We start from the raw sequence: 26,982 nt of genomic DNA on the forward strand, positions 1-26,982 counted from the left end.
TGGCCGCCCACAGCTCCGTGAACGAAACGGATACCGTCGGCCCGTACCGAAAACGAACCGCGACCCGGTGGGTCCCCCGCCCGGGGACCGGACGCGCTCGGCGGACGGCGGAGGGCACCCGGGGTCCGTTTCCCGAGCCGTGGGCCGGGCAGGCGGTGGGCACACATGCAGGGCGGGAGCGCCCGGACCGTGCGACTGCCGCACGCCCGAAGGAGGCTCCTGTGCATCCCGTCATCCGCATCACCCACCGCTCGCCCACCCCGGGCCTGCGGATCGTCCAGCTGACCGGGGAGGCGGACCCCGGCAGCACCGAGACGCTGCGGGCCGCCCTCGACAAGGCGCTGAGCCGCCTCCCGGCCCCGCACACCGTGGTGGTGGACTGCTCGGGCCTGGAGTTCTGCACCGCCGCAGGCCTGGCGGAGCTGCTCACGGCCCGGGAGCGGGCCGCCGCCGACGGGACGGCCTTCCGGCTCAGCGAGCCGCGCGAGCAGTTGGCCCACCTCCTCCGGGTGACCGGCACGGACGTGCTCTTCGACATCGAGCCGGCCGGGCTGCTGGAGTCCGCGACCTGATCGGCGTTCGGCGGTCCGCCGGGGGACTGGGCGCCGGACGGATGGAAAGCCGCTTGTCATGACTGTCGTCAGAATCTGTGCACGCCCCCTGCTGGCCTCGATGTTCATCGCCGGCGGGGCGGACGCGGTGCGGCGCCCCGAGCGTCTCGCACCCGCCGCCCGGCCGGTCGTCGACGCCCTGTCCGACCTGCCCGGAGTGCCGAGCCGCACGGTCAACGCCGTCCGCCTGAACGGCGGCGTCCAGGCCGCCTCCGGGCTGATGCTCGCGGCGGGGAAGCTGCCGCGGCTGTCGGCGGCCGTGCTCGCCTGCACCCTCCTCCCCGTCACCTGGGCGGGCCACCGCTTCTGGGAGGCCGAGGACGAGGGCGAACGCGCCCAGCAGCGCATCCACTTCCTCAAGAACCTCTCCATGCTCGGCGGCCTGCTGATGGCCGCCGCCGCGAACGAGGACGGCCACCACCACCTGCTCCACCGGTAGCCGACCACAGCCTCCGACCACAGCGAGGGGCGCGGAGAACCGCTCGGTTCTCCGCGCCCCTGCGCCGCCTGCACCGGCGAACCGCCTGCTACGGCGCTGCGGTGTCCGCCGCCGGCGGCCACGGTTCGTCGTCGCGGCGGCCCGCGGCCGGGGAGGACGCGGTGCTCCTGCCCGCCTCCTCGCGCCGGGCGGCCCGGTCCCGCCCGCGCTCGCCCTCGGGCCTGCCGGTGCCGCCGTCGTTCCGCCGGGCCCGGTCGGGGAGCGCCTCCGGGTACGCCCTGCGTCGGATGCTCATGGCACCCGCCTCCTACGCCGCGCCCCGGTCGGAGACGTAGTCCCGGACCCGGTCGATCAGGCCGACGCCCGGCGCCAGCAGCTTGCGGGCCGCGGGCGAGGACGGCGCCCCGGGGTGCGGCCGCGTCGGGGCGGTCGTCTTGGCCCGTCGGACCTGGTTCCCCAGCGCCTCCAGGTCGGCCTGGCTGCAGGCCGCCCGCAGGGCCGGGAAGAGGTTCTGCTCCTCGTCGCGGACGTGCGAGGTCACCTCGCCGACCAGGGCGGCCGCCAGGGTGTCCAGCCGCGGGTCGCCGGCCTCCGTGCCCTCGATCTCCTTGAGCAGGCGCTCGACCTGGGCGTGGTCCTCGACCTCGCGGTCGGCCATCGCGTCGCCTCCGGAGACGTGCTCGCGGACCGCCGGGTACAGGTAGGCCTCCTCGGCCACGGAGTGCCGCACGAGCTCGATCGTCACCTCGTCGAGCAGCGACTTCCGGTGCTCTCCGGTGGCCTGCATGATCTGCGTGAACAGCTCCTCGACCTCGCGGTGGTCGGTCTGAAGCTCCTTGATGACGTCGCCGCCGTGGCCTGCCATCGCCGCCTCCTCCGGTCGGGGCCCGCCCGGTGCGGGCCGTAACCGGCGGTTGCCCCGTCGGGCCCGGTGCACACGTGACGTTCCGTGCGCAGGATCCCGGATCGCCCGGTGGCTTCCGGCACAGCGGGTAGACGTGCCGCCGAGAACGGAACCCGGCAACGGGAACGAAAAGAACGGCAGAAGGTGGACGGCATGCGTTTCCACGACCGCGAGCAGGCGGGCCGCGACCTGGCCGAGGCGCTGTGCAGGCAGCTCGGCGGCGTACCGCCGGACCCGCTGGTGCTCGCCCTCGCGCCTGGCGGAGTGCCGGTCGGAGCGGCCGTGGCGACCGTGCTCGGTGCGCCCTTCGACGTCCTGGTCGCCCGGCTCGTCTGCGCGCCGGAGAGCCCCGAGGTCCCGGTGGGCGCACTGCTGCCCGGCACGCCGCCGCAGTGGCAGGAACACACGCTGCGCACACTGGGCCTGACCCGGCAGCGGCTGGCCGACGAGGTCGCCGACGGACGGGCCGAGGTGGACCGCTGCGAGGCGCTCTACCGCGACGACCGGCCGTTCCCCCGGGTCCGCGGCCGGACGGTCATCCTGGTCAACGACGGCCTCGCCACCGGCGTCGTCGCCCGCGCCGCGCTCCGCCTGCTGCGCGAGCGGCGGCCGGCCCGGCTGATCATGGCCGCCCCGGTGAGCGCCGCCCGCGCCACCGCCGCCGTCCAGCCGGTCGCCGACGAACTGGTCTGCCCGCACCGCTCCTGGTACCTGAGGGACGTCGGCGACTGGTACGAGGACTTCCACCCGCCGTCCGACCGGGAGGTGCTGGACGCCCTGGCGGCCGTGCCCATGGCCTCCTGACCCCGCGGCGGCGAGCGCTCCCGGACACGGCGGCCGTGCTGCAGGGGCGGTGACGACACCGACGGGCCGACCGGCGTAGCGTCGGGAGTTCAAAGCTCCTGAGTGCGGTGGTGGAGAGATGCAGTCCTTCCTGTTCGACAGCGCGAGTCTGGACGCGACGGAGGAGTTCCTCTCGTCCGCCTACACGCCGATGCGGATCGGCGGACCGGTCGAGGACGCCCGGGTGCGGATCAGCCGGCGCGCGGTCGGGCCGGTGTCGGTGGACCGCCTCTCGTTCGGCTACACCATGGGCTACGACGCGGGCAGCCTCGGCAAGGTGTGCCTGATCACCGTGCACGAGGGCACCATCGTCGACCGCACCGACGGCCGCGAGGAGGTCTTCGGCACCGGCGAGACCTTCCTGATCGCGCCGCCCGACCGCCCGTACCGGGGCGAGGTCCGCTCGGCCCGCTACACCATCGCGATGTTCGACCCGGCGCTGCTGGCCGAGGCTGCCCCGGCCGTCCCCGCCGGCGGCGGGCCGGTGCGGCTGACCGGACCCCGGGCCGTCACCCCCGCGGCGAACCGGCAGCTGACCGCCGCCGTCGCCTACCTCCGCGACGGGATCCTGGACAACCCCGTCGCCTGTGCGTCCGACCTGCTGGTGTCCACCGCGGCCCAGCACCTGGCCAGCGCGACCCTGGCCGCGCTGCCGCACAGCGCCCGCACCGACGCGGCACCCGCCGACTCCCGGGACGCCACCCCCGAGACGCTGCGCCGGGCCGTCTCCTTCATCGACGACAACGCCGACCAGGACCTCACCCTGGCCGCGATCGCGGCCGCGGCCTGCGTCACGCCCCGCGCCCTGCAGTACTCCTTCCGCCGGTACGCCGGGTGCACCCCGCTCGCGTACCTGCGCCGGGTCCGGCTCTCCCGGGCCCACGCCGACCTGAAGGCCGCCTCGCCGCAGGACGGTTCGACGGTCACCGCGGTCGCGGCGCGCTGGGGCTTCGCCCACCCCGGCCGGTTCGCCGAGGCCTACCGGCGCACCTACGGGGTCGCGCCCTCGGTCACCCTGAACCGGTGAACGGCGGCCTGAACCGGTGAACGGCCGCCGATGACGGACGGCTTCCGACCGGTCGCTGACCACCGGCGGCCGGCGACCGCCGGTCGGCGCCGGCCGCCCGTCGGCGCCGACCGGGTCGGGTGCCACGGCGAGGGGGGCGAAACGCCGTGACACCCGTGTACCACCTCTGAGCAGGACGGCGCGTTTCAAACCTGTGGGGTTCGGCGGCTCGACCCTGCGGGCCCGGCGGCCGGCTGCGGCGGCGGTGACTGGTGTCGCAGAACGGGTAGCACCGGCTGCGCCGGCAGCCGCACAGGGCGACCACCGGCCGTTCGCTGACCCGGCAGGTGCCGTCCGGCAGCACGACCTCGACCGGGCCCTCCACCAGGATGGGGCCGTCCCCGGCGACGGTGACCCGCCGCGGTGGGCGCTCAGAGGGGCCGGACACCGCGGACCACCACCAGTTCCTCCTCGCGCTGCCCCGGCGCGATCAGGCCGCGCTCCTCGAACCATGCGGCCCGGGCGGTCATCACCGGCCCGAACGGCTGCCGCCGCCGCGCGACGACGCCGACCAGCAGACCGGCCCGGCTCAGTGCGGCACAGGTCGCCGACACGCCGGCCAGCGCCGACTGCACGACCAGCAGCACCCGCCGGGGGCGAGCAGCGCCGGGAGCGTCGGCACAGATCCGGTCCAGCAGGTCGCGGCCGTCGCGGCCGGCGTCCCAGCTGCGGGCGATCCCGCGGCGCGGCGGCGCCGACCGGCTGGGCACGTACGGCGGGTTCGCGGTGATCAGGTCGAACCGGGCGCCGGCGACCGGCGCGAGCAGGTCGCCGTGGCGCAGCCGCACCCGGCGTCGGTCGAGCAGCAGATTGGCGGCGGCCGCGGCCAGGGCCCGGCGGGAGACGTCCACCGCCGTCACGCGGGCACCCCGGGCGGCGGCGGCCATCCGACCAGGCGTGGCCCGCCCCGGCCCGGGTAGGCGCGGCAGCACACCCGGACACGCACCGCCGACCAGGGAGGTGGACCATGAGCGAGGAGTACGACTCGGAGCCCACGGTGTGGGCGCTCACCGTGCAGGAACAGGAGATCGGCCCCCCGGTCGCGGAGGCCTTCATCGAGGTCGGGCGGCGGTGGCACGCCGAACTGCTCACCCACGCCCTGGAGAGCGGCTTCCTGCTGGCCGCCGGCGACGCGCCGCAGAGCACCGCCATGGTGGTGATGCGCGGCCCGCTGGTCGACCGGCTGCTCTTCGTCGGCGGCCGGCAGTCCTGGGAGCCGGTGCCCAAACCCGCGGCCTCGCCCGAGTGGCGGAACGCGGCCCGCGAGCGCGGCGAGGTCCTGGTGGTCGTCGTCCCGCCCGGCACCTGCCTCACCGAGGAGGACGACGGCGACCCGGAGGACGCGACCGACGCATTCACCCGCCGGGACGACGGCGTCGTCCTGCACGGAACGGCCGCGCTCGCCCTGGCCTGACCCCGGCACCGGGTGCCGCGAAAGGGCGCGAACACGGCACGGCACATCACGGAAGACGAGGTGCACCATGACCTCCGGCGACATCGTCGACGTCGTCACCACCGACCACGAACGGATCCGCACCCTGTTCGGCCGCATGGCCGGCACCCCGCTGAAGGACCCGCGGCGCCGTGAACTCCTCGACGAGGTGACCGACCTGCTGGAGCGCCACCTGGCGGTCGAGGCCGAGTACGTCTACCCGCTGGCGCTGCGCACCCTGCCCGGCCGCCGGGAGACCGTGGAACAGGAGCGGGCCGGGCTCGCCACGATCGGCGCCCTGCTCGACGACCTCTCCCGGGTCGGCGCGGACTCCGCGATCTTCGACCGGAAGGTCGCCCTGCTCGTCCGCGAGGTCACCGGCCACGCCCACGAGGAGGAGGCACTGCTCCTGGACGAACTCGGCGCCGCCGCACCGCCGGACGAACTGGCCGACGCCGGCGCAGCGGCCCGGTCCGGGCCGCTGCACAAGGTGCGCCGCTCACCGGCCGACCGCCCCCGCGACGACCTCCCGCCGACCTGGCCGCGCCCGAAGACGCACCTGCGCGACTTCTTCCGCATCGAGGGCTGAACGGCATCGCGCCGAACGCGGCCGTTACCACCACCGGCCCGGGGCGGGCGGCCCGGCCGTCGGCGGCCGCGCCCGCGGTCAGCGGGGGGCCTTCATCGGCGGCTCCCCGGCCGGCTCGACGGCGAAGACGGTGTCGGCCTCGGTCACCCGGAGCAGCCGGACCATCTGCGGGGTGGGCGCCACCAGCCGGAAGGCCGTCCCCACGGCGGTGGCGGCCAGCCGGGCGCGCAGCAGGGCGTCGAGCCCCGCGGAGGTGCAGAAGGCGAGCGCCGAGCAGTCCACCACCACGGCCGTCGGCCGGGGCGGGTCGCCCAGCGCCGCGTCGAGTGCATCCTCCAGCACCCGCACGGTCTCCATGTCCGCCTGGCCGGCCACGGCCAGCCTCCGCTCCCCGGCGGGCGCCGGGGAGCGCATCACGCGGAGCTCCGCATCCATGGCGCTGCTCCCTCCGTCACGGACACCCCGGCGGGGCTTCCCGTGACAGTGGCTCCCGGAGCGCCTGCCCAGCACCCGGAGAACGAAGCGTCCCGCGGCGGTGACCACGGAACGAAGACCCTGCCCGGAGGGCGGTCGACCGGCCCGCCGGGGGTTACGGCGGACGGGGATCCGGTTACACGCACCCAGGGGCGGACACGGACGCAGGAGACGAGGGTGAACCGGACAGCGCGTCACTGGCACCTGCCGCTCGGACCGGTCGACGGTCCCGGGCCCCAGCACGGCATGGCCTACGTACGCCGTGCCCTGGCCCGTGCACCGGCCCCCGAGCTGCCCGAGGGCCCGCGGTCGGAGGACGTGCTGCTGGTCACCTGCGAGCTGCTCACCAACGCGTACAGCCACACCCCGGGCCCGATCTGCCTCGACCTCGACCTGGACCACGACACGCTGACCGTCGCGGTGACCGATGCGAGCACCCGGCCGCCGGTGGTCCGCCCGTACCGTCCGCAGCAGCCGCACGGCCACGGCATGCACATTGTCGAGCGGCTGTCCGTGGACTGGGGCGTCACGCCCGTCCCGAGCGGCAAGACCGTCTGGGCCGTGCTGCCCGCGCCCTGACGGACGCGGTCGCGGGTGGCTCGCCGCCGCCCGGATAGGCGCGCCCCGAGGCCGCCGCGGCACTCGCCGCGGGCGGCGACGGAAGAGGCGAGTCACGTGCAGCGGACCGAGGCGATCTGGCAGTTGACGGGCGGACAGGGCTGGCCGGCGCTGGCCGATCTCGCGGCGGCGCTCGTCCTCTCCAGCCTGATCGGCCTGGAGCGCGAGGCCGGGCAGAAGAGCGCCGGCCTGCGCACCCACGCCCTGGTCGGCCTCGGCAGTGCGCTGTTCGTCAACGTCTCCCGGTACGGCTTCGGCGCCGGGGACCCGTCCCGGGTGGCCGCGCAGATCGTCTCCGGCATCGGGTTCATCGGCGGTGGGCTGATCTTCGTCCGCCGCGACGCCGTGCGCGGACTGACCACCACGGCGACGATCTGGCTCACCTGCGCCGTCGGCATGGCCTGCGCCGCGGGACTCGGGGTCGTCGCCGTGTCCTGCACGGCCGGCTACTTCCTGATCATCCGGGGCTTCCCCGCCCTGGTGCGGCGGCTGGCGCCCGCGCTCGCGGCGGCCCCGGTCAGTGTCGCCCTGGTCTACGAGATCGGCCACGCCCTGCTGCCCCGGGTGCTGGAGGCCTGCGCGGCCTCGGGTTTCCGCATCGTCGACACCGCCACCGAGCACGACCGGGCACTCTGCCCTCCCGGCGGCGGACCCCCCGAGACGCTCATGCGGCTCTGCCTGACCCTGGAGGGCCGCTCGGACATCCGGGCGCTGACCACCGGGCTCTCCGGCCCCGCCGGGATCCGCTCCGTGGCCGTCCGCACCGAGGACTCCGTGCCCGGTCCGCGGGGCGGCACCTGACCGGGCGAACGCGCGCCCGGGTCAGTCGTCCAGCGGGGCGAAGCCGAGTACCCAGCCCAGGGCCTCCGCCGCCCCCAGTGCGCGGCGCCGCTCCTCGGCGGGCCGCGCGGTGTCCCGGGCCGCCAGGATCGCCGCCCGCTCCTCGGCGGCGAGTTCGCCGTCCGCGAGCTCGCCGTGCACGGTGCCGGTGACCGGCGCCGGTACCCCGGGGTCGAGCACCCAGCGGTAGGCCGCGGCGGCGCCGCCGGCCTCCGGACCGGGGTCGACCTCGGCCGCGAGCGCCGCGCGGTCGATCTCCGCGGGCGTTCTGACGGCGATGAACTCCTGGACGGATTCCTGGACGGTCTCCTGGACGGCGGAAGCTGCTGCCACGGCGGGGTACCTCCCGGGTGCTGAGCGGCCGGGCACCCGCCGGGCGGCGGGTGCCGTGGGTCACAGCCACTTACCCTGCACCCGACGGTGCACGCCCGCGCGGTGTGCCCGCGGGCGTGTCGCGGTGGCCGGGGCGGCCGGTCCCGTATCGTGCCGTGCCACCCGGTGCGATGTCCAGGACGAGGACGGCGATGTCGTCGGTGTGCCGGCCCGCGGGCCAGCTGTGGCGGACGAGTTCGTCGATGAGCCGGTCGGGTGGGTCGGCGCGGTGCTCGCCGAGCAGCCCGGCCAGCGCGGCCGCGGTGCGGGAGGCGTCCGTGCCGGGGAGTTCGACCAGCCCGTCGGTGTAGAGGACCAGCAGCGTGCCGTCGAGGAGCGGGAGGGTGGTGAGCGGGTAGCCCGCCGACGTGGCAGCGCCGAGCAGCGGGCCGGACTCGACGGTCAGCACGTGGGCCCGCCCGCCCGGGCGGCGCAGCAGCGGCGGCGGGTGCCCGGCGGAGGCGACGGTGGCCTGCCGGCGGACCAGGTCGAGCTGGACGTAGAGGCAGGAGACCAGCAGATCGCTGTCGAGGTCGGCGAGCAGCCGGTTGGTGCGGGCGAGCACCTGGTCCGGGGCGGCCCCGGCGGTCGCGTGGGCGTGGACGGCGGTGCGGACCTGGCCCATCAGGGCGGCCGCGGTGGTGTTGTGGCCCTGCACGTCGCCGATGACGGCTGCCGCGGTGCGCTCGTCGAGCCGGACGAAGTCGTAGAAGTCGCCGCCGACGTCCAGACCGCGGGTGGCGGGCAGGTACCGGGAGGCCACCGCGATGCCGGGGACGCGGGGGAGGGAGCGGGGCAGCAGGGCGTGCTGGAGGTCGTCGGCGAGGTCGTGCTTGGCGTCGTACAGGCGGGCACGGTCCACCGCCTGGGCCAGCAGGCCGGCCAGCGAGGTGAGAACGGCTCGCTCGCCGGAGTCGAAGGCCCGGGGGCGGTCGTACGAGAGGATGCAGACGCCGACGGGCCGGCCGGTGACGGTCAGCGGGAGCACCGCCCAGGCCCGTTTGCCGCTCATCCGCGGGGCGCCGGGGTACTGGTCGGCCAGCTGGCCCGCGTCGGAGAAGAACGCCGGGGTGCCGGTGGCGAGCACCTGGCCGGCCGGGGTGAGCCGGGTGTCGAGCGGCAGGCCGTCCAGCCGGGCGATGCTGGCGGCGCTGTAGCCGCAGTGGCCGATGATCTTCAACCGGCCGGCGTCCGCCGCCGAGAGGACGAGCCCGTCCGCACCGAACGCCGGCAGCACCTGGTCGGCGACCATCTCCACGACGTCGCGGACCCCGACGGCCTCGGTGAGCGCGGCGGCGAGGTGCATCAGCTGGTACAGACGGCCGCCCCGGCGCTCCCCGTCCGGCCGGGTCACCTGCGCGGGGTCGGCGCCCTCCGCACCGGGGTCGGCGGGCACGCGGACGACACGGACGCTGATGCCCGTGTGGTCCGGGTAGAGCCGGAAGTCCAGCCAGGTGTCGGGCGGCCGCAGCGCGCTGAACGCGGCGGGCTCCCGGGTGATCACGGCGGTGCGGTAGCGGTCCTCGACGGCCGGGTCGTCCAGCCACGGCAGGGCCAGCCACGGCAGCGCACCGACGAGCTGCTCCGGGCTGCGGCCCAGCAGCTCGGCGGCGCCGGCACTGGCGTAGGCGATCCGGCCCTCCAGGTCGAGGGCGAGGCTGGCCCCGGGCAGCCGCTCGGCGAAGTCCGCGGCGGCCAGTTCCGGCTGGGCCGCACCCTGACGCGACGGCAGATCGGGTGCGGTGCGCGGTGTGCCGGGCAGGGCCGGCGGCTGCGCCGCGTCGTCGAGGAGCCGGGCGAGCCGGCGGCCCAGGTTGCCGATGTGGCCGCGTTCACGGGTGGTGGCGCGCTGCGGGTGGTCGGCGGGGAAGAGCAGCAGCAGGGCGCCCCAGGTCTTCCGGGCCCCGGCGAGCGGCGCCGCGGCGAGGGCCAGCGGGTACGGCAGGGAGGCGGCGAGCCGCGGGTAGGCGCGGGCGAGGTCCTGCTGCGAGCCCACCCAGACGAACTCGTCCTGCCGGACGGCGTCACAGACCGGCAGCGGCGCCGTGAGCGGGACGTGCCGCCAGGCCGCGGTCAGCCCCGAGGGCAGGCCGAAGGCGACCGCCATCACCAGGACGGGCTCCCGGTCGAGGAGGTACACGGCGCCGGCGGACGCACCCGTCCGGCGCACGGTCGCGGTCAGGGCCGCGTCCAGCTCCGCGTCCGGGTCCGGTGCGTCCGGCGCCGGAGCGGGCGCGGCCGGTACGGGCTCCGCGCTGCAGGGTGTCGTCCTCGTCGCGTCGGTGTCGTTGGTCCGCGCGGTGGTCTTCGGGGTCTTCTCGGCAGAGGTGTCCATCAGCGGTGCCTCCGGACGCGCCGGCGGCCCGGTGACCGGGCCGCCGGGCCTGCGGGGAGAGGCGGTGCGGCCCCGGAGCGGCGGCGGCGCCCGTCGGCGCCGGCCGTCCTCCGCGGACCGCCGGTCCCTCAGCGGCCGAGCGCGTTGGCGAGCTGCTTCTTGGTCATCTTTGAACGGCCGTGGATGTTGCGCTGCTTGGCCTCGTTGTAGAGCTGGTCGTACGCGGGCCCCCGGGCGCCGGAGTGCGAGTGCCGCCCACCGCGCCGGGAGGACGACATGTCCTCCGTGGACGAGCGGCTGGCGGTCTTCGACTCACCGTGCCGGGCGCGTTCCTTGTTGACCGTCCGGGCCGCGATCGCCTTCGCCCGCTCCTCGTTCTCGCCGCGGTCCAGCGCACTGTCCTTGATGTGCTCGTACTGGCGTTCCCGCTTCTTGCTCGAACCGGCCGGCATGGCTCCTCCTCGGGCTCGCTGGTGCCGTGCTGCCTGGCGGCGCGCCTACCCCCGGGGGCCCCGCTCACGCATGCGCGCACGGCGGAGGGCCGCCGCGGCGCACCGCGGCGGCCCTCCGTTCCCGTGCGGTCAGGAGCTGCCGGGGGAGATCCGGCCGCGCCATCCGCCGTTCTCCAGGCGCCTCTCCTCGACGAAGGACTTGAAGCGGCGCAGGTCGCCCTTGACCCGGCGGTCGACCATCCCCATCATGTCGGCGGCCTTCTCGGCGACGCCGTCCGGTTCGAAGTCCATCGCCAGCCGCACCATCGTGTGGTGGTCGTCGAGACGCCGGAACGTCACCACGCCCATCTGCTGGACGTCCCCGCCGACGGTGCGCCAGGCGATCTTCTCGTCGGGCAGCTGGTCGACGATCTCGGTGTCGAACTCGCGGCTCACCCCGGCGACCTTGGTCTTCCAGTGGGTGTGCCGCTCGTCGATCTGGGTGACCTCCTCGACGCCTTCCATGAAGCGCGGGAAATCCTCGAACTGCGTCCACTGGTTGTACGCGGTGTGCAGCGGAACCTCGACCTCGACGGACTCTTGAACCATGCTCATGCCGGGCCTCCAGTCTTCTCGTCCAACAGGTCCGCGGGGCGTCTGCCCGGCCGACCCGGGTTCTAACGGGCCGCCCCGGGTCAGTACCGACCGGTCCGCCGGTGATTGGTGCCGCCCGGGGCGTTTCGCCTTCGTTCAGGGGTGCAGCCTCGAAGGGAGAGGGCGCGTCGCCGAGCCTCCCGGCACCGGCTCGCCGCCCCCTGCCGCCGCCGAGGAAGAGGTCCGTCATGGCCTGCCCCGTACGTTCCGCGCCGACGCCCCAGGGCCGGCCCCCGCCCGCGCCCCCGTCTCCCTCCGCGGGCCCCTCTCCGCCCGCGCTTCCGTCTCCCTCCGCGGCCGCGGCATCGGCCGCCGCCGCGTCGAGGCGCTCCGCGGACCGGGCGTACGGGGCCTGGCTGAGGATGACCGGCCTGGCCGACGGCGGTGCGCCCCGGGAGGTCCGGGTGGCGGCCGGTGTCCTGGACGCGGTCACCACCGACCTGTGGGGCACCGCCGTCCGCTGTCTGGCCGCCTGCCTCCACGGGGCCGGGGCCCCCGCCCTGCTGCCGCCGGGCCGCACCGCGCGGGTGCTGGTCCAGATCGCGCTCGCCGTCGCCCCCGACCCCGCGGCGACCGCGGACCCGGATGCCGCGCCTGCCCCGGGGGGTGGGACCGCCGCCCCGGACACCGTCCGCCGGGCCGTCGCCTTCATGGAGACCCATGCGGCCGAGGACATCGTGCTCGCCGACATCGCCGGGGCCGCCTTCGTCACGCCGCGCGCCCTGCAGTACGCCTTCCGCCGCCACCTGGACACCACACCACTGACGCACCTGCGCCGTGTGCGCCTCGACGGTGCCCACCGGGACCTGCTGGCCGCCGACCCGGTGACCAGCACCGTGACCGAGATCGCCGCCCGCTGGGGCTTCGCCCACACCGGCCGGTTCGCCGCCTCCTACCGCGAGGTCTACCGTGCCGCCCCGCGGACCACGCTCGGCCTCCCGGCCTGAACCGCCCGCCGCTCGGACGCGGGGCCGTCCGCACCCGGTGGAGCACACCGGGCGGACCACCCCGGACCGCACCACCACCCCGTCCAGCCGGCGGGCCGTCACCGACCCGCACCGACCCGGAGGACACCATCCATGGACCTCGGCTTCCTGCACCCACTGATCGACCGGCCCGGCCCCTGGGCCACCGTCTGCCTCGACTCCTCGCGCACCACCGAGGACGCCCGACAGCGCCAGGTGCTGCTGCAGCGGGCGGCGGTACGCGAACTCGCCGACCGGGGGGCCGACCCCCTCACCTGCCGGGCGGTCGGCGAACACCTCGCGGACGAGCCCGTCTCGGGCTCCCCGCCCGGCCGGGTCCTGTTCGCGGCCGGCGGCGAGGTCGTGCTCGACGTCCCGCTGACCACCGCACCCCCGTCCGTGGAGACCGCGTGGGGCCCGCTGCCGCACCTCGCCCCGCTGCTGGGCCGGATCGAGGCGGCGGCCGCCGACTGCCTGGTCGCCGCGGTCGACCGCACCGGCGCCGACCTGGAGGTACGCCGGTTCGGCCGGCCGCAGCCGCTCGGCACCGTCGACGGCACGACCTGGCAGGGCAGGGGCCACCGCGCCCCGCCCACGGACCGCTACGAGTGGCACTACCGGCACCGCGAGCAGGACGCCTGGGACCGCTCCGCCGACACCATCGCCGACCATCTCGCCGAGGCCCGTTCGGCCTGCGGCGCGGGCTTCGTCGTCCTCACCGGCGACGCGCGCGAACGGCGGGCCGTCCACGAGCGGCTGCCGCAGGACCTGCAGCCGCTCACCGTCGAGGTGGACGGCGGCGGCCGGGCCGACGGCATCCACTCCGAGGCCTTCGGGCGGCGGCTCGACGAGGCGTGGCGGGAGTTCGACCGGCAGCACGCGGCCGAGATCCTCGAACGGTTCCGCAACGGCACCGGCCGCCCCGGTGAGCACGGCACGGACGGCACCGGCACCGAGACCGCACCGGGAGCCTCGGCCGAGGGCGTCCCCGCCGTCACGGCCGCCGCCCAGCAGCACCGGCTCGCCACCCTGCTGCTCGGCGAGGACGGGCCGGACACCGGCCGCGAGGTCTGGATCGGACCCGACCCCGGGCACATCGGCACGGACCGCGGCGCGGTGCGCAGCATGGGTGTGCCGGATCCCGTGCGCGTACCGGCCGGCGACGCGCTGCTGCGCTGCGCGATCGCCTCGCGTGCCGAGGCGATCGTGGTGCCGGACGGCGTCGAGGGGCCGGTCGGCGGCGTGGGCGCCGTGCTGCGCTGGCGGAGCTGAACCCGTGCCGGCCCGGCTCGCCGGTGACGGAGAGGCCGCAGGGGTGGCCGTGGAAGCGGGTGCGGGTGCGGGTTTGCCGGGTGCTTCCGGGGGCAGACGAACGGCACCTTCGCAGGTGGGTCCGGCACCGTCCGCCGGAGCACCGTGTCGACCGGTCTTCCCTCGGTGGTCGGCACGGCGGCGGACGGTGCCGGCACCGCGATGCGTTCCTCGACCCGGCGCCGCCGTGACCGGAGCGGCCGCTGTCCACGGCGGGCGGCGGCCGCTCCACGGTGTCAGTCCTGCGGCTGTTCCTCCGCCTCGGGCGGCAGGTCGACCTGCTCGACCCGGCGGGTCCGGACGGCACGCTCCTCCGGGCCCAGCCCGACCGTCTCCCCGTCGGCCGCACCGGTGGTGTCCCGGCGTTCGTCGTCCAGGGCCAGCCGACCGGCCTCGGGGTCGGGCGGACCCCCGATGGCGCCGGCCGCGTCGACCTCCGGCTCCTCCACGGCGAGCCGTTCGTCCAGGGGCAGGCCCGCGGCCTGCTCGGCACCCGTCACCCCGAAGGACTCGGCCGCCACGGGCGCCTCGCCGGGCACCGGCATCCGCTGCAAGTCCTCGGCCCGGCGCGCGGCGGGCGAGCCGTCCTCCAGGTCCGGGACGCCCTCGTCCCCGGGTTCGACGCCGGGGTTCATGGTCGCTCCTTCCTGACCGGTCCGTGTGTGCCCCGCCCGTCCGGCGGCAAACCCGCAGGCCAGGGGCTGGAGTACCGCTCCTGACACGTCGTCGGGAGCGTCCGGCGGTTCCCCGGCCGAGGTCCGGGTAGGCGCCCGGTGACCGCGAGACAGGGGGACCAGGACCAAGGAGATCGGTATGACCGAGTCGCAGCAGCGCGACACCCTGGGGATCCGCCAGGACCCGGCCGTCCGGCCCGGCGGCGGTTTCGCCGACCTGCGGCGCACGGCCGAGGGTGCCGGCAGCCGCGAGACGCGTGCACAGGAGTCGGACGGCGACGCAGCGTGGCGCGACGCAGAGCTCTACGCCGTGCTCGGCGAGGACTGACCGCCCCGCCTCCGGGCCGGCCCGCACGGGCCGGCCCGCGCCCGTGCGTTCATCCCGTCCCGGCCCCGTCCGGCAACAGCGAGCCGCCGGGGTCGTCTGCGCGCTCGACGGCGAACAGCACGGCCGCGCTGCGCCGCCAGGGCACGGCACGGCCGGTGAGTGCCTGCGCCGCCCGGGAGCGCAGGGTGCTGCGGCTCCACCGCAGCTGCTCGGCCGTCCGCGGGCGGCAGACGGCGGCGAGGTCCAGCAGGGCGCGGTCCCCCGTGGCGGGGGCCGCGCAGCAGAGGGCGTCCCAGAGCAGCGCGTTGTCGCCGGCCAGGGCGTGCACCCGGCGCAGGTCGGCGAGCAGGGCCCGGCCGTCGGCTGCGGACCGCCCGGGTCGGACACCGGCCGGAGCCGCACAGCGTTCGCGGCGTGCCGTGGCGGGGCCGGTGCGCGGGCGGGCCGCGAGCAGGCCGAGGATCCAGGCCGCGGGCCCGCGGGACACCGCGGCGAGCCGCTCGGCCGCCGCCGCCACCCCGGGTTCGGCGGTGCGGCCGGCCAGTGCGGCGAGTTCGGCGGCGAGCAGGCTCTCGCCCTCCCACAGCTCCTGCAGCGTGCTGCGGACGGTCTCCGGAACGCGCCGGCCGGTGCGGTCGGTGTGGTCGGCGCGGTCGTCGGGGGACGGGCCGTCGGGCGTGCTGGTGCTCATGTCTCCTCCTCGGTCGGGTGCGGTCTCCGCGAGGCCGGGGCGTGTGCCCGGCGGCCCCGCCCGGGGAGACCGGCGCGCCGTCAGACCGGCGGCCGGGAACGGCGGCATGTGCGTTCCGGCGGTGCCCTCCGCCTGCTCGGCGTGGGCGGGGGTGCCGGGGCACGGCCGGCCGTCCGGCGTGGTGAGGTACACCAGTCCGTGGTCGTCGGCGAGGGTGAGCGTCGTGCCGTTGCCGGGGTGAGGTGGTGGACGAGGCCGCCGGGGGCGATCTCGGTGGAGACCCGCCCGTCCGCGGAGCGGTAGAGCGGTCGGCCGTCCGGACCTTCGGTGCCCTGGTACGCCACGGTGACCACGTCCGTCCCGGCGGTGCCGTCGGGCTCCGGCCGGGGGTACGTCAGCAGCCATGTGCCGGATGCAGTGGGCATCGGATCACCTCGTTCGGCGGCCGCCCGGCCGTGCGGGCGGGGACCGGTCGTCCGGGACGCCGAGCGCGTCCCGGACGCCGCGACCCGTCCGGGCGACTCGCAGCCGACGCGGGTCGGGGGTCCCGGTGGCGGCCCGGCGGGTCACGCGCCCGGGCCCAGCTTCTGCCCGTGGAAGCGGCCGGAAACGGACGGTGCGCACGATGCGGGAGAGGTGGCCGGACGGTGCTTCACCGCCCGCACGCCGGGTAGCCGTTCACCACTTCCGACCGCGGACCACCTGGAGGAAGCCGTGAGACCGGGCCGACCGATCGTCGTACCTGCCGCCCGCCGGGGCGGCCACCGCCCCGGCCGCCGCAACCCGCTCGGCCCGCAGGGCCGGATCCGCCGCTGCCCGGGCGCCCTGCTCCCGCGCGCCAGGACGGCCTTCGAGGTCTCCCGCCGCACCGCCGTGCTCTGACCGGGAAGCGACGGCGGCCCGCCCTCCCCTCCGGTGCCGCGGCACGGTGCAGCCTGACGGGAACCGCTCGGCGGCCCCGCACCGTGTGGCGCGGCGGCGTCGGACCGGCGGCGTGCCCGGGCCGGAGCGGGCCGATTCGCGGTCGGCTCCCGGAGTCGACCTTGCACCCGAGACGCCGATGCCGGGGGCTCAGCCGAAGTAGTGGCCCTTCTCCAGGTCTTCGAGGAGGCCCGGCCCGGTGGGGTGCCAGTCGAGGAGTTCGCGGGTGAGCGCGCTGGAGGCGGGCTGGTCGACGGCCAGGATCCCGCCCAGGAAGCCGAAGTCCTCGGCGGGGGCGGAGGCGGTCGGCAGACCGAGGTGGCGGCCGATCACCTCGGCGATCCCGCGCACCGGTACGCCCTCGTCGGCGACCGCGTGCAGCACCGAGCCGGCGGGTGCGCCCTCCAGCGCGAGGCGGTACAGACGGGCGGCGTCCCGGACGTGTACGGCGGGCCAGCGGCCGGCCCCGTCGCCGACGTAGCCGGAGGCTCCCCGCTGGCGGGCGGTGGCGACCAGGTGGGCGACGAAGCCGTGGTCGCCCTCGCCGTGCACCGTCCGGGGCAGCCGCACGACGGACGAACGGACGCCGCGGGCCGCCGAGTCGAGCGCGAGCGCGGCGTTGGCGTCCCGGCCGGCCGCGGGCGAGCCCGGGGCGGAGGTGTCGCGCTCGGTCGCGGCCCGGCCGGGCACGGCGGGGGTGCCGGCGGTGACGACCAGCGGCTTGCCCGTGCCCTCCAGCGCGGCGGCCAGCGCCCCGATGGCCCGGGCGTCGGCCTGCACGGAGGCCTCGAACCGGCTGAAGTCGTGGATGAAGGCGAGGTGGACGACGCCGTCGCAGTCGGCCGCCCCGGCGGTCAGGGCGTCGAGGTCGTCCAGGTCGCCGCGGAGGACCTCGGCCCCGGCGGCGGTGACGGCGGCGGCCGAGGAGTCGGACCGGGCGAGCCCGAGTACGTGGTGACCTGCGGCGACGAGCTCGGGGACGACGGCCGAACCGACCCAGCCGGACGCGCCCGTGACGAATGCACGCATGGTGGTGCCTCCCAGAAGTGATGACAGGTTCTGTCATCAGAGTACATGTGATGACAGGGACTGTCATCGCGTAGCATGGCGGCATGGGTCGATGGGAGCCGAACGCGCGGGGCCGGCTGGCACAGGCGGCACTGGAGCTCTATGCCGAGCAGGGCTACGAGCGCACCACCGTCGTGGAGATCGCCGCACGCGCCGGGCTGACCGAGCGCACCTTCTACCGGCACTTCGCCGACAAGCGCGAAGTGCTGTTCTTCGGCACGGAGATGGCGAAGGACCTGCTGGCGCGGACGGTCGCGGACGCGCCGGCCGGCGCGTCCGCGATGGACGCGGTGGGCGCCGCGCTGGAGGCCCTGGGCGCCGAGTTCCAGGAGAACGTCGAACGCGTCAGGCTGCGGGAGTCCGTGGTGTCGGCGCACGCCGAACTCCGCGAGCGCGAGCTGATCAAACTCGCGGTGCTCGCCGAGACGATGGCCGGCGCACTGCGTGACCGCGGCACGCCGGAGCCGGCCGCGAGCCTCGCCGCCGAGACGGCGGTCGCGGTCTTCAAGGTCGCCTTCGCCCGCTGGATCGGCGGGCCGGGCAGGCCGGACCTGCCGGCCGTCCTCCGGGCCGCGACCGCGGAGCTGAAGGGCGTGCTCGCCGACCGCACGCCCGTCTGAGCGGGCCCGGACGCCCGGGGGCCGGCCCGGCTCTCCGTGGTGCCCACGCCGGGCCGGCGCCCGAGTGGTGGCGCCCCGCCGCGGCCCGGCGGGAACGGGCCCCACCGGAACGGACTGGGCGTCACCTCCGCCACTGCCGCACGGCCCGGCGGGACACTGACCCGCTCCGGCCCGCTCCGGCCCGCTCTGGCCCGGTTTCGCCGCGCTGGGCAGGCGAACCGATCATCGTACGGGGAAGCGGCGGGCGGCAGCGCCGCCGGACGGGCCGGACCGCGCTTCTCCGCCAACCGCTGCGCAGGGCCCCCGTGGCCGCCCGCCCGGGCCCGGCCCGTTGCCGGCCGGGCCCGGGCGGGCGGCCGGTCACCAGGGGATGTGCGACAGCACCCAGGCGGCGACGGAGCCGCTGACGGCGGCGGCCACGGCGTTGACGAGGGCGACGGTGATCTGACCGGGTCGACGGCGGGCCCGGGGACGCTGGGTGGAGTGGCGGATCGGCAGGCGGTGGATGCGGCGCTTCATGGCCGGTTCCCCTTTCGGTCGGGCTTCTCGGCTGTCCCCTGAACGGGGCTGCTGATATGACGGTGGATCAGCCCGCGGCCAGGACGAAGCCGTTGGGGGTTGTCGGCACGACAACCCCGGCTATCGACCCGATAACCGGCTGCCGCGACCGGGGAGGGCTGCATGGGAAGAGGTCCGGAGGACGGGCGGAAGGGCCGGGGCGAGGGGCGTTCGGGACGCCCCTGGGGCCCGCCGCAGGGGCCGAGCCAGGAGATCAACGACCTCGTCGTCCTGCTGCGGCAGTGGCTCGACCGGCGCGGCCTCACCGTGAGGGCCTTCCACGCGGAGCTGACCGAGGACGACTTCGGGGAGCCCGGGAAGGGCAGGATCCCCTCGGTCGACACCCTCTACCGCCGGTTCGCCGGTGACGGGATCACCTGGCAGTTCGTCAGCGCCGTCATCACCGTCTGCACCGAGGACCCTCAGCATGCGCGGCAACGGGAGGCGCGGGCCCGGGCGCTGTGGAACGCGGCGAAGAACCGCCCCACCCCGCCGGCGGGTTCCGTCCCGCCGCCCCCGCCGGCACCGCAGTGGCCGATCGTGGTCGGTGCGATCCCGATCCTGGCGAGCGCATTCCAGCCGCGCGAGCCCGTCCGCGGGCGGATCGACGAGGCGCGCGCCGGGAACGGGACCGTGGTGCTGTCCCAGGTGCTCGCGGGCGGCGGCGGGATCGGCAAGAGCCAGCTGGCGGCCTCCTACGCCTGGCAGGCCGTCCGCGAGGGCACGGACGTGGTGGTCTGGGCGCACGCCGCGGACCCGGTCGCCGTCCTCCTCGCCTACGCCGAAGCGGCCGTGGCCGTCCAGGTGCCCGGAGCCTCCGGCGCCCCGGACCGCGTCCAGCAGGACGCCAGGCGCTTCCTGAACTGGCTGAGCACCACCGAGCGCAGCTGGCTCGTGGTGCTCGACGACGTCGCCGACTTCACCGCCACCGCCCCCATCTGGCCCGGGAGTTCACGCCGGAACAACGGCCGGGTGCTGGCCACCACCCGGCAGCGCGGGGCGCACGCCTCCGGAGGTGGTCGGGCCATCGTCCCGATGGACGTCTACGACTCCGAGGAGGGCGTCGCCTACCTGCGCGACCGCCTCACCACCGCCGGCTTCCCCTACCTGCTCGACGCGCGGGCGGCGGACCTCTCCGAGGCACTCGGACGCCTGCCGCTCGCCCTCGCGCACGCCGCCGCCTACATGGTCAACCAGCACCGCACCTGCACCGACTACCTGGAGCTGTTCCGGGAGCGCACCCGCGCGCTGGACGCGGTGCTGCCTCAGGAGGCCGACACCGAGTTATACGGGCGGCCCGTCACGGCGGCCCTGCTGATCTCCCTCGACGCCGCCCAGCAGACCCACCCCAAGGGCCTCGCCGCCCCCGCGATCCGGCTGGCCGGCCTGCTCGACCCGGCCGGCCACCCCCGGGAACTCTGGACCACCCGGAGCGCGACCCGCTACCTCGCCGAGCAGCGCGCCGCCGACGCACGGGCCCGCACCGCCCCGGGCCCGCCCGCGGAGGCCGACGCCCCGGACCGCGACGCGTCCGGGCCGCCGCCGGTCAGCGCCGACGAGGCGCTCTCCGTCCTCGCCCTCCTGCACGGCTACAACCTGCTCAGCAGCTACCCGGCGGGCGTCCCCCTGCCGCACCGGGACGAGGTCGCCGCCCATCGAGAGGTCTCCGTCCACGCGCTGACCGCCCGCGCGGCCCGGGACACCACCCCCGAACCGCACCGCCAGCAGGCGGCCGTCATCTTCGCGCTGTACGAGCTCTGGCCCGAGGAGGACCACACCGACCACCGCCTCGCGCTCAGCCTCCGGGCCAACACCGCCGCCCTCCGGGAGACCGCCGGCGGCGAGGTCCTCCAGCTCTTCCCCGGCTTCGCGCTGCGCCACCGGGCCGGCCTCAGCCTGCTCCACGCGGGCCTGCACGCGGAGGCCGCCGCCCACTGGACCGAGGACCTGGAGGCGACCCTCCGGGAGCTCGGACCGGACCACGAGAACACCCTGGCCGCCCGGGCGAACCTGGCCTCCGCACTCTCCCGGGCCGGCCGCGCCGCGGAGGCCGCCGCCCTCCACAAGCGGGTCGCGGTCGAATTCGAGCGCCTGCGGGGTGCCGACGACCCCAGCACCCTCTCGGCCCTCGCCAACCTCGCCGCGGCCTACACGGAGGCGGGCCTGCACAACGAGGCCGAGTCGCTGAAGGACCACGTCCTCGCCGCACGGGAACGGGTCCTCGGCGTGCTCCACCCCGACACCGTCACCTCCCGGAACAATCTCGCCCTCACGTACGAGATCACCGGCCGGTACGAGGAGGCACTTGCCCTCCAGGAACGGGTCGTGGCCGAGCGCGCGCTCCTCGACGGCTCGGCCCGGTCCGGGGGCCCGGCGCACCCGGACACGCTCGTCGCACTGGCGGCCCTCGCCTCGAGCTACGCCCGGGCGGGGCGGACGGCGGAGGCGACGGAGATCGAGGAGGAGGTGCTGGCCGCCCGCGAACGGCTGCTCGGGCCGGACCATCCCGACACCCTCAACACCCGGGTCGCCCTCGCCTCCTCCTACGCCCAGGCCGGCCGCACCGAGGAGGCCGTCACCATGCAGCGCAAGGCCGCGGACGACCTGCGTCGGGTCCAGGGCCCCGACCACCCCGACACCCTGAAGGCGCTGGCGAACCTCGCCGTGTCCTGCCGCCGGACGGGGCGGCACGAGGAGGCCGTCCGGCTCTCCGAGGGCGTCCTGTTCGACCGCGTCCGCGTCCTGGGCCGGGACCACCAGGACACCCTGATCTCCGCGGGCAACCTCGTCAACGCCTACGCCACGGCGGGGGAGACGGCGAAGGCCCTCGGGCTCGCCGAGCCGCTGGTGGCCCAGCTGACGCGGGTCTTCGGCCCGACGGACGACACCACGCTCTCCGGGCGGCACGCGGTGGCCCTGCTCCGGACCCACCGCGGCGAAGACCTCCTTGCCGAGGACCCTGCGCGGGCGGCCGCGGACGCGGCCGTCGCGATCATGGCCGTGGGCCCGCACGTGGAGCCGCGGTTGCCGGCCCTGGACGAGGCGCTGGAGGACGCGCAGCGCCTCGCCCGGCTCGCGCGGGCGGCCCTGGAGCGGAAGGGGACGCCCTGAGACCGCACCCGGGCCGCGGCGACGGGCCACGGCGCCGGGTGCGGGGAGTCCTTCGACGGTGCGTCAGCCGGCTTCGGCCGCCGGGGTGGCCGGCGTTGCCTCTCCAGCGGGCGGGAGGCCCGGTCCTCCGGGGGCCGGAACGGGTGCCCCTCCGGCCGTCGGCGCGTCGCTGCCGTGCCGCAGTTCCGGCGTCGACGCGCCGACCGCGGTCACCGCCGCCAGGCAGAGCAGCCCGCCGGTGAGCAGGGCGGTCGCGCCCGACGACCAGCCGGCGACCACGCCGGCCCGCAGGTTGCCCAGTTGGGGGCCCGCCTGCCCGACGATCGTCTCCGCGGCCGTCACCCGGCCGAGCATCGCATCGGGCGTGCACGTCTGCACGATCGTGGTGCGCGAGAGGACGGCCAGCGCGTCCGCCGCCCCCGCCACCACGAGGAGGCCCAGGGCCGCCCACGCGCCGGTCGTCAGGCCGAACGCGGCGAGCGCCGCACCCCAGGTGCCGGCCGCGCAGAGCATCACCGGGCCCGGGCGCGCCAGCCGGGTCACGGGACCGGAGAGCGCCGTCGTGGCGACACCGCCCACGGCGAGCGCGGACAGGAACAGGCCGAGCGTGCGCGGATCGCCGTCGAAGCGCTCGCTGTTGACCAGCGGGAAGAGACCGGCCGGCATCGCGAGCACCGTGGCTGCCAGGTCCGTCAGCAGCGCGCCGCGCACCACCCGGTGGCCGGTCAGGAAGCGCAGCCCGTCGGCGACACCGCCCAGGCCCGGACGGGACTTCTCGCCCACCGGCGGCATCGCGGGCAGCCCGAAGGCCGTGGCGAACGAGACCCCGAAACTGACGGCGTCCAGCAGGTAGCAGACCCCGATGCCCCACCAGCCGAGCACGACACCCGCGACGGCCGGCCCGAGCAGCATCATCGTCTGGCCGGTGACCTGGTTCAGCGCCAGCGCCGCAGCCACCTGGTCCTTCGGCAGCAGCCGCGGCACGAACACGCCCGCCGCCGGCGCCCCCACCGCCCCGAAGGACGCCTGCACCGCCACCAGCGCCAGCACGACGGTCACCGGAACGTGCCCGGTGAACCCCTGGACGGCCAGCAGCAGCGAACAGGACGCCTGGCCGGCGTTGCCGAGCAGGTAGACGCGGCGCCGGTCGGCCCGGTCGACCCAGGCCCCCGCGAACAGGCCGATGCCGATCATCGGCAGCGCCTGCGCCAGGCCGACCGCCCCGCTCCACACCGCGCTGCGGGTCGTGTCCCACACCTGGAACATGACGGTGACCACGGTCATGAAGCTGCCGAGCGTGGAGACCGTACGCCCGATCAGCAACCGCCGGAACAGCGGGGAGGTCCGCAGGGGCCGTACGTCGATCAGGGTGCGGGCGAGGCTCATGACGGGAGGGCCGGATGCGGCACGGGCTGATGCACCCCGAGACCCTAGCCGATCGCCCCGGTCCCGTCGGGCGTTCGGCGACCGGCACCCCCGTGCAACGCCCACGACCGGCACCTTTACCCTTCTTTGACCGAACGAAGGGAACGGCAGCAGGATGATCGGCAGCTTCTTGGCGTTCGCGGTGATCCCGGCGATCGTCGCGGGCCTGGCCCGGTGGGCGGCGGTGCGGCGCCGCCGCGCCCTGGCGGAGGGCCGGCCGGTGCACTTCCGCTGCCGGCTCGACGGCCGCAGGGGCCGGCTGCTGGCCGACCCGCGCCTGGACGGGCCCGTCTTCCTCGACCGCACCGGCACGGCCACCGCCCTGCCGCACGGCGGCGAGGTCCTGGACGCCACGCTGACCCGCGTCACCGGAGCCGCCGTCGAGAAGGTCGGCCTGCGCTACCGCACCCCCGGCGGCACGGTGCTGACGCTGGCCCTGGCCACCCGGGACGCCCGGACCGTCGGAGCCTGGCTCGCCGGACCGCCCCGCCCCGCGCCCGCCGCCCGGCCGCCGCGTCCGGCCGCGCCGGTGTGGGCCGTCACCGCCCTCACCGCGGCCCTGCTCACGGGCCTGGCCGCCGCCGACGTCGCCCTGCTCGGCGACCGCACCACCGCCGAGGTGCTCGCCGTCGACCACGACTACGGCAACTGCACCGTCGGCTGGGACGCGGGTGCGCAGCAGGCGGACGTCGACTGCGACACCTCGCACCTCCGCCCGGCCGACCACCTGCCGGTGATCGCCCTGCTGTGGCCCTTCCTCGGCGAGGCCGTCGACACCCGGACGATGCCGACCGTCGCCGCCGTCGCCGGGGGCGGCCTCGGCCTGCTCGGCCTCACCGGCAGCCTGCTGACCACCCCGCTGGCCTGCACCCGGCGCGTCCGGCGGGCCCTGCGCACCCGGTCCGTGCCGCCGCCACCGCCGACCGCGGGACCCGGGGACGACACCCCGGAGGAGTGGCCCGCCCTGGAGGGAGGCCTGAACCACGCGAACCTGGCCGCCGCCGCCCGGCACGCCGACCGGCACCACCCCGGTGCCCGCGTCGCCCCGCCCCGCCGCGGCCCCGGCCGCACCTCCGTCCCGCCGCGCCGCTGGGCCGCGGCCACCGCTCTCGGCACCGGCGCCTGGGTGCTCCTCACGCTCTCCGTCGGCGGCCTGCTCGACGACCACTTCCACCTGGGCCACTGGCGCTTCCTCGTCTTCGGCACGGCCGGCATCGCCGCCGTCGCCCGGATCGGCTGGTTCGCCGCCGACCGCTCCTCGCTGTGGCGCCCCGTGCTGCGCGCCGCGCGCTCGGACGCGGCGGACGGCGCCTGGCAGCCGATGCGCTACGTCCGGCTGCGCGAGACCACCGGCGCGATGGCGCTGGTGCTGTTCCGGCCGGAGGGCGAGGACGCCGCGGCGCCCGTGTACGTCCAGCCGATCTCGGGCTCCCGCAGCACCGGAGGCAGCACCATCGGCGGGCCGCCGCCGGTGGGTGACGCCCTGGTCCACGACACCGGTGCCGGGCCGCTGGTCTGCGAGATCGACGGGATCCGGTACCTGCCCGCGGGGCGGGCCACGGTGGCCGCGGCCGACCCGGAGCGCACCCGCAGGGAGATCCTCCGCTACGCCGAGAGCCACGTGCGGCCGACCGGACGCGGCTGAACCGCGGGCGCCAGCAGGCGGCATTCAGCCGCAGTACACGCCGTTTCAAGCTCGTCCCACCAGAGTTCCGCCTCGTGCATACCTCACACTCGCGTGCCGGCGTCGCCTCCGTGTGCGCCGCGGCGCTGACGTTTTCGGGTCTGGTCGTCACCGGGCTGGTCGCCGCGCAGCCCGCGGCCGCCGCCGACCCGGCCGGCTACCAGAACGTTCGGATCAACGAGGTCACCTCGTCCAACAACGACACGGTGGAGCTGTACAACACCGGGTCGACGGCGGTGAGCATCAGCGGCTGGAAGATGTCCGACGACGGCTTCTCTCCGCAGTCGTTCAGCCCCTCCTCCAGCACGATCGCGGCCGGCGGCTTCGTCACCTTCAACTCGCCCAAGGGGCTCGGCGACTCAGACAAGCTGGTGGTCTACACGGCTGACGGCACGGTGGTCGACCGCGTCGAATGGGCCACCAACGGGGCGAAGCCGGCGATGGCGCGCTGTGGCGGCGACGGCACCGGCGCATGGGTGACCGCGACCACCGCGGCCACGTTCGGGGCCGCGAACGCCTCGGGCTGCCCCTCGTCGATCCCGGCGGCGAGCCGGGTGCGGATCAACGAGGTCACCTCCAACGGCACGGACACCGTCGAGCTGTACAACGGCGGGACGAGCGCCGTCAGCATCGGGTCGTGGAAGTACGTCGACGGCGACACCACCCACTCCGCGGTATCGATCTCGTCCTCCTCGCCGAGCGCGACCACCGTCCCCGCGGGCGGCTACGTCACCTTCGACTCCACCCTCGGCCTGGGCGACAACGACTCGGTCCTCGTCCTCGACGGCAACGGCAACACGATCGACTCCGTGACCTGGGCGACCGACGGCGCCAAGCCGTCCGACGAGCGCTGCGCCAACGGCACCGGCTGGTTCCGGACCGCCGTGACCGCGACGCCCGGCAGCGCGAACTCCTGCTCGGGCAGCGGCGGTGGCGGCGGTGGCGGCCAGACCGGCCAACTGCTGGGCGGCGGCGGCTCGCTCACCAGTGGCTGCGCCCCCGAGGCGCCCTCCGGCACGGGCTCCACCCCCGGGGGCACCCTGGCCTGGCCCGGCGGCCCGGACGTCACGATCGCCGACAACGTCTGCGCGTTCACCACCTCCACCGGGCCCGAGGGCCGCGACCTCAGCGGCCTGGCCTTCGACCCGGCGAACCCGTCGGTGCTGTGGGCCGCCAAGAACAAGAACTGGCTGTACAAGCTGGTGAAGAGCAACGGCAGGTGGGTCCCGGACGCGACGTGGAGCGCCACCGGCAAGCAGATCCGCTTCGCGAGCGGCACCGGCGAGCCGGACTCCGAGGGGCTGACGGTCGGCGCCAACGGCCACGTCTACGTGACCTCCGAGCGCGACAACACCAACAACACGGTCCCCAGGGACACCGTCATGGAGTTCGACCCGGCGGCGACCGGATCGACGCTCACCCCCGTTCACCAGTGGGACATGACCGCGCAGTTCCCGCAGCTCGACACCGGCAGCAAGGACGACGCCAACCTGGGCTTCGAGGGCGTCGGCTACGTGCCGGACAGCTGGCTGACCGCCAACGGCTGGGTCGACCCGCTGACCGGTGCCGCCTACAACCCGGCGAACTACCCCCTGCACGGGTCGGGCCTGTACTTCGCCGGCCTGGAGTGGGACGGCTCGCTGCACGTCTACGGCCTGAACTCCGACGGCACGTTCACCACCTTCGGCACCGTCGCGACCGGCAAGACCTCCGTGATGGACGTGACGTACGACGCCGGCACCCAGCGGATCGTCGCCACCTGCGACAACACCTGCGGCGAGACCCACACCTTCATGAAGGTCAACGCCGCCGGCGCGATCGTGCCGGATGTGACCTACACGAACCCCGCAGTGATGCCGGTCGACAACCTGGAGGGCTTCGCGCTCGCGCCGACCTCCACCTGCGTCAACGGCTTCCGCGAGGCGGTCTGGACCGACGACGGCATCTACGGCTTCGGCTCCGGGAGCTCCTCCTACGGACACTCCGTCTACAGCGGCACCTTCCCCTGCTGAGCCCCT

At 76.0% G+C, this 26,982-nt stretch carries 31 protein-coding genes; 16 read left to right on the plus strand and 15 right to left on the minus strand.

From position 1 onward, the window contains the following. Positions 1–221: 221 nt before the first annotated feature. A complete protein-coding gene (locus IE98_RS49215; RefSeq protein ID WP_052390677.1) occupies positions 222–572 on the plus strand; it encodes an STAS domain-containing protein in 351 nt (116 codons plus the stop codon). A 58-nt stretch (positions 573–630) separates the two neighbouring features. Beyond that, entirely contained in the window at positions 631–1,050 is a 420-nt protein-coding gene (locus tag IE98_RS0118560; protein WP_063748959.1) for a DoxX family protein, read from the plus strand. A gap of 88 nt (positions 1,051–1,138) precedes the next feature. On the opposite strand, the gene IE98_RS45720 is transcribed toward IE98_RS0118560, so the two are convergent. Beyond that, positions 1,139–1,345, minus strand: a complete 207-nt coding sequence (locus tag IE98_RS45720) for a hypothetical protein (protein ID WP_030270288.1) — start codon at positions 1,343–1,345, stop codon at positions 1,139–1,141. A gap of 12 nt (positions 1,346–1,357) precedes the next feature. Beyond that, positions 1,358–1,915, minus strand: coding sequence for a hemerythrin domain-containing protein (locus tag IE98_RS0118570; RefSeq protein ID WP_030270289.1), 558 nt, complete (start codon positions 1,913–1,915; stop codon positions 1,358–1,360). Between the two features lie 192 nt (positions 1,916–2,107). On the opposite strand from IE98_RS0118570, the gene IE98_RS0118575 reads away from it, so the two are divergent. Together IE98_RS0118575 and IE98_RS0118580 are read left to right on the plus strand one after the other, a co-directional pair. Next, positions 2,108–2,758, plus strand: a complete 651-nt coding sequence (locus IE98_RS0118575) for a phosphoribosyltransferase (protein ID WP_030270290.1) — start codon at positions 2,108–2,110, stop codon at positions 2,756–2,758. 118 nt (positions 2,759–2,876) lie between these two features. Next, positions 2,877–3,824, plus strand: a complete 948-nt coding sequence (locus tag IE98_RS0118580) for an AraC family transcriptional regulator (RefSeq protein ID WP_030270291.1) — start codon at positions 2,877–2,879, stop codon at positions 3,822–3,824. On the opposite strand, the gene IE98_RS52605 is transcribed toward IE98_RS0118580, so the two are convergent. Further along, a complete protein-coding gene (locus tag IE98_RS52605; protein ID WP_078661118.1) occupies positions 3,808–4,251 on the minus strand; it encodes a CDGSH iron-sulfur domain-containing protein in 444 nt (147 codons plus the stop codon). The two genes, IE98_RS0118580 and IE98_RS52605, sit on opposite strands and share 17 nt — an antisense overlap. Then, the gene (locus IE98_RS0118585; protein WP_030270292.1) at positions 4,235–4,750 is read right to left on the minus strand and encodes a methyltransferase; all 516 of its coding nucleotides are present in this window, start codon (positions 4,748–4,750) and stop codon (positions 4,235–4,237) included. Before IE98_RS0118585 ends, IE98_RS52605 begins: the two co-directional genes overlap by 17 nt. A gap of 80 nt (positions 4,751–4,830) precedes the next feature. On the opposite strand from IE98_RS0118585, the gene IE98_RS0118590 reads away from it, so the two are divergent. Together IE98_RS0118590 and IE98_RS0118595 are read left to right on the plus strand one after the other, a co-directional pair. Continuing rightward, complete coding sequence (locus IE98_RS0118590) at positions 4,831–5,277, plus strand: hypothetical protein (RefSeq protein WP_030270293.1); 447 nt, start codon at positions 4,831–4,833, stop codon at positions 5,275–5,277. A 67-nt stretch (positions 5,278–5,344) separates the two neighbouring features. Then, positions 5,345–5,884, plus strand: a complete 540-nt coding sequence (locus IE98_RS0118595; RefSeq protein WP_030270294.1) for a hemerythrin domain-containing protein — start codon at positions 5,345–5,347, stop codon at positions 5,882–5,884. Positions 5,885–5,962: 78 nt separating this feature from the next. On the opposite strand, the gene IE98_RS0118600 is transcribed toward IE98_RS0118595, so the two are convergent. Next, the gene (locus tag IE98_RS0118600; RefSeq protein WP_043174500.1) at positions 5,963–6,319 is read right to left on the minus strand and encodes an STAS domain-containing protein; all 357 of its coding nucleotides are present in this window, start codon (positions 6,317–6,319) and stop codon (positions 5,963–5,965) included. 216 nt (positions 6,320–6,535) lie between these two features. On the opposite strand from IE98_RS0118600, the gene IE98_RS0118605 reads away from it, so the two are divergent. Together IE98_RS0118605 and IE98_RS42660 are read left to right on the plus strand one after the other, a co-directional pair. Then, complete coding sequence (locus IE98_RS0118605) at positions 6,536–6,937, plus strand: ATP-binding protein (protein ID WP_052390678.1); 402 nt, start codon at positions 6,536–6,538, stop codon at positions 6,935–6,937. A 96-nt stretch (positions 6,938–7,033) separates the two neighbouring features. Beyond that, positions 7,034–7,777, plus strand: a complete 744-nt coding sequence (locus tag IE98_RS42660) for an MgtC/SapB family protein (protein ID WP_052390679.1) — start codon at positions 7,034–7,036, stop codon at positions 7,775–7,777. A gap of 21 nt (positions 7,778–7,798) precedes the next feature. On the opposite strand, the gene IE98_RS0118615 is transcribed toward IE98_RS42660, so the two are convergent. From IE98_RS0118615 to IE98_RS0118630, 4 genes are all read right to left on the minus strand, one after another. Beyond that, complete coding sequence (locus IE98_RS0118615; RefSeq protein WP_030270298.1) at positions 7,799–8,149, minus strand: hypothetical protein; 351 nt, start codon at positions 8,147–8,149, stop codon at positions 7,799–7,801. A gap of 70 nt (positions 8,150–8,219) precedes the next feature. Continuing rightward, the gene (locus IE98_RS0118620; protein WP_063748960.1) at positions 8,220–10,523 is read right to left on the minus strand and encodes a SpoIIE family protein phosphatase; all 2,304 of its coding nucleotides are present in this window, start codon (positions 10,521–10,523) and stop codon (positions 8,220–8,222) included. A 128-nt stretch (positions 10,524–10,651) separates the two neighbouring features. Beyond that, positions 10,652–10,975, minus strand: a complete 324-nt coding sequence (locus IE98_RS0118625; protein ID WP_030270300.1) for a hypothetical protein — start codon at positions 10,973–10,975, stop codon at positions 10,652–10,654. A gap of 129 nt (positions 10,976–11,104) precedes the next feature. Beyond that, positions 11,105–11,569 carry an SRPBCC family protein gene (locus tag IE98_RS0118630; protein WP_030270302.1) on the minus strand — a complete coding sequence of 155 codons (465 nt, stop codon included), beginning with the start codon at positions 11,567–11,569 and terminating at the stop codon, positions 11,105–11,107. Positions 11,570–11,970: 401 nt separating this feature from the next. On the opposite strand from IE98_RS0118630, the gene IE98_RS46435 reads away from it, so the two are divergent. After that, the gene (locus IE98_RS46435; protein WP_078661119.1) at positions 11,971–12,555 is read left to right on the plus strand and encodes a helix-turn-helix transcriptional regulator; all 585 of its coding nucleotides are present in this window, start codon (positions 11,971–11,973) and stop codon (positions 12,553–12,555) included. 132 nt (positions 12,556–12,687) lie between these two features. Then, positions 12,688–13,845 carry a hypothetical protein gene (locus IE98_RS0118640; RefSeq protein ID WP_030270306.1) on the plus strand — a complete coding sequence of 386 codons (1,158 nt, stop codon included), beginning with the start codon at positions 12,688–12,690 and terminating at the stop codon, positions 13,843–13,845. A 275-nt stretch (positions 13,846–14,120) separates the two neighbouring features. Here the strand turns inward: IE98_RS0118640 and IE98_RS44760 are convergent, their stop codons facing one another. Further along, on the minus strand, positions 14,121–14,519 hold the full coding sequence (locus tag IE98_RS44760) for a hypothetical protein (RefSeq protein WP_052390680.1): 399 nt from the start codon (positions 14,517–14,519) through the stop codon (positions 14,121–14,123). Between the two features lie 178 nt (positions 14,520–14,697). Here IE98_RS44760 and IE98_RS0118650 point away from each other — a divergent pair, with 178 nt between their 5' ends. After that, on the plus strand, positions 14,698–14,886 hold the full coding sequence (locus IE98_RS0118650; RefSeq protein ID WP_030270309.1) for a hypothetical protein: 189 nt from the start codon (positions 14,698–14,700) through the stop codon (positions 14,884–14,886). Between the two features lie 49 nt (positions 14,887–14,935). Here IE98_RS0118650 and IE98_RS0118655 read toward each other — a convergent pair whose 3' ends face one another. Further along, entirely contained in the window at positions 14,936–15,577 is a 642-nt protein-coding gene (locus IE98_RS0118655) for a hypothetical protein (RefSeq protein ID WP_030270310.1), read from the minus strand. 80 nt (positions 15,578–15,657) lie between these two features. Next, a complete protein-coding gene (locus IE98_RS52610; protein WP_420706199.1) occupies positions 15,658–16,002 on the minus strand; it encodes a DUF6296 family protein in 345 nt (114 codons plus the stop codon). A gap of 289 nt (positions 16,003–16,291) precedes the next feature. On the opposite strand from IE98_RS52610, the gene IE98_RS49220 reads away from it, so the two are divergent. Next, positions 16,292–16,459 carry a hypothetical protein gene (locus IE98_RS49220; protein WP_159400969.1) on the plus strand — a complete coding sequence of 56 codons (168 nt, stop codon included), beginning with the start codon at positions 16,292–16,294 and terminating at the stop codon, positions 16,457–16,459. 189 nt (positions 16,460–16,648) lie between these two features. On the opposite strand, the gene IE98_RS0118665 is transcribed toward IE98_RS49220, so the two are convergent. Then, complete coding sequence (locus IE98_RS0118665) at positions 16,649–17,527, minus strand: SDR family oxidoreductase (protein WP_030270311.1); 879 nt, start codon at positions 17,525–17,527, stop codon at positions 16,649–16,651. 83 nt (positions 17,528–17,610) lie between these two features. Between IE98_RS0118665 and IE98_RS0118670 the strand changes: the two genes are divergently transcribed. Further along, positions 17,611–18,186, plus strand: coding sequence for a TetR/AcrR family transcriptional regulator (locus IE98_RS0118670; protein WP_030270312.1), 576 nt, complete (start codon positions 17,611–17,613; stop codon positions 18,184–18,186). Between the two features lie 360 nt (positions 18,187–18,546). Here IE98_RS0118670 and IE98_RS49225 read toward each other — a convergent pair whose 3' ends face one another. Beyond that, positions 18,547–18,705, minus strand: a complete 159-nt coding sequence (locus IE98_RS49225; RefSeq protein ID WP_159400970.1) for a hypothetical protein — start codon at positions 18,703–18,705, stop codon at positions 18,547–18,549. A 162-nt stretch (positions 18,706–18,867) separates the two neighbouring features. Here IE98_RS49225 and IE98_RS0118680 point away from each other — a divergent pair, with 162 nt between their 5' ends. Beyond that, the gene (locus IE98_RS0118680; protein WP_052390681.1) at positions 18,868–21,855 is read left to right on the plus strand and encodes a tetratricopeptide repeat protein; all 2,988 of its coding nucleotides are present in this window, start codon (positions 18,868–18,870) and stop codon (positions 21,853–21,855) included. A gap of 63 nt (positions 21,856–21,918) precedes the next feature. Here the strand turns inward: IE98_RS0118680 and IE98_RS0118685 are convergent, their stop codons facing one another. Further along, entirely contained in the window at positions 21,919–23,241 is a 1,323-nt protein-coding gene (locus IE98_RS0118685) for an MFS transporter (protein ID WP_052390682.1), read from the minus strand. Between the two features lie 154 nt (positions 23,242–23,395). On the opposite strand from IE98_RS0118685, the gene IE98_RS0118690 reads away from it, so the two are divergent. Together IE98_RS0118690 and IE98_RS46440 are read left to right on the plus strand one after the other, a co-directional pair. Further along, on the plus strand, positions 23,396–24,925 hold the full coding sequence (locus IE98_RS0118690; RefSeq protein WP_030270318.1) for a hypothetical protein: 1,530 nt from the start codon (positions 23,396–23,398) through the stop codon (positions 24,923–24,925). A gap of 74 nt (positions 24,926–24,999) precedes the next feature. After that, on the plus strand, positions 25,000–26,976 hold the full coding sequence (locus IE98_RS46440; protein ID WP_234443588.1) for a lamin tail domain-containing protein: 1,977 nt from the start codon (positions 25,000–25,002) through the stop codon (positions 26,974–26,976). Positions 26,977–26,982 lie beyond the last annotated feature (6 nt).

The organism is Streptomyces sp. NRRL B-24484 (genome assembly GCF_000717715.1).
Taxonomy (GTDB): Bacteria; Actinomycetota; Actinomycetes; order Streptomycetales; family Streptomycetaceae; genus Kitasatospora.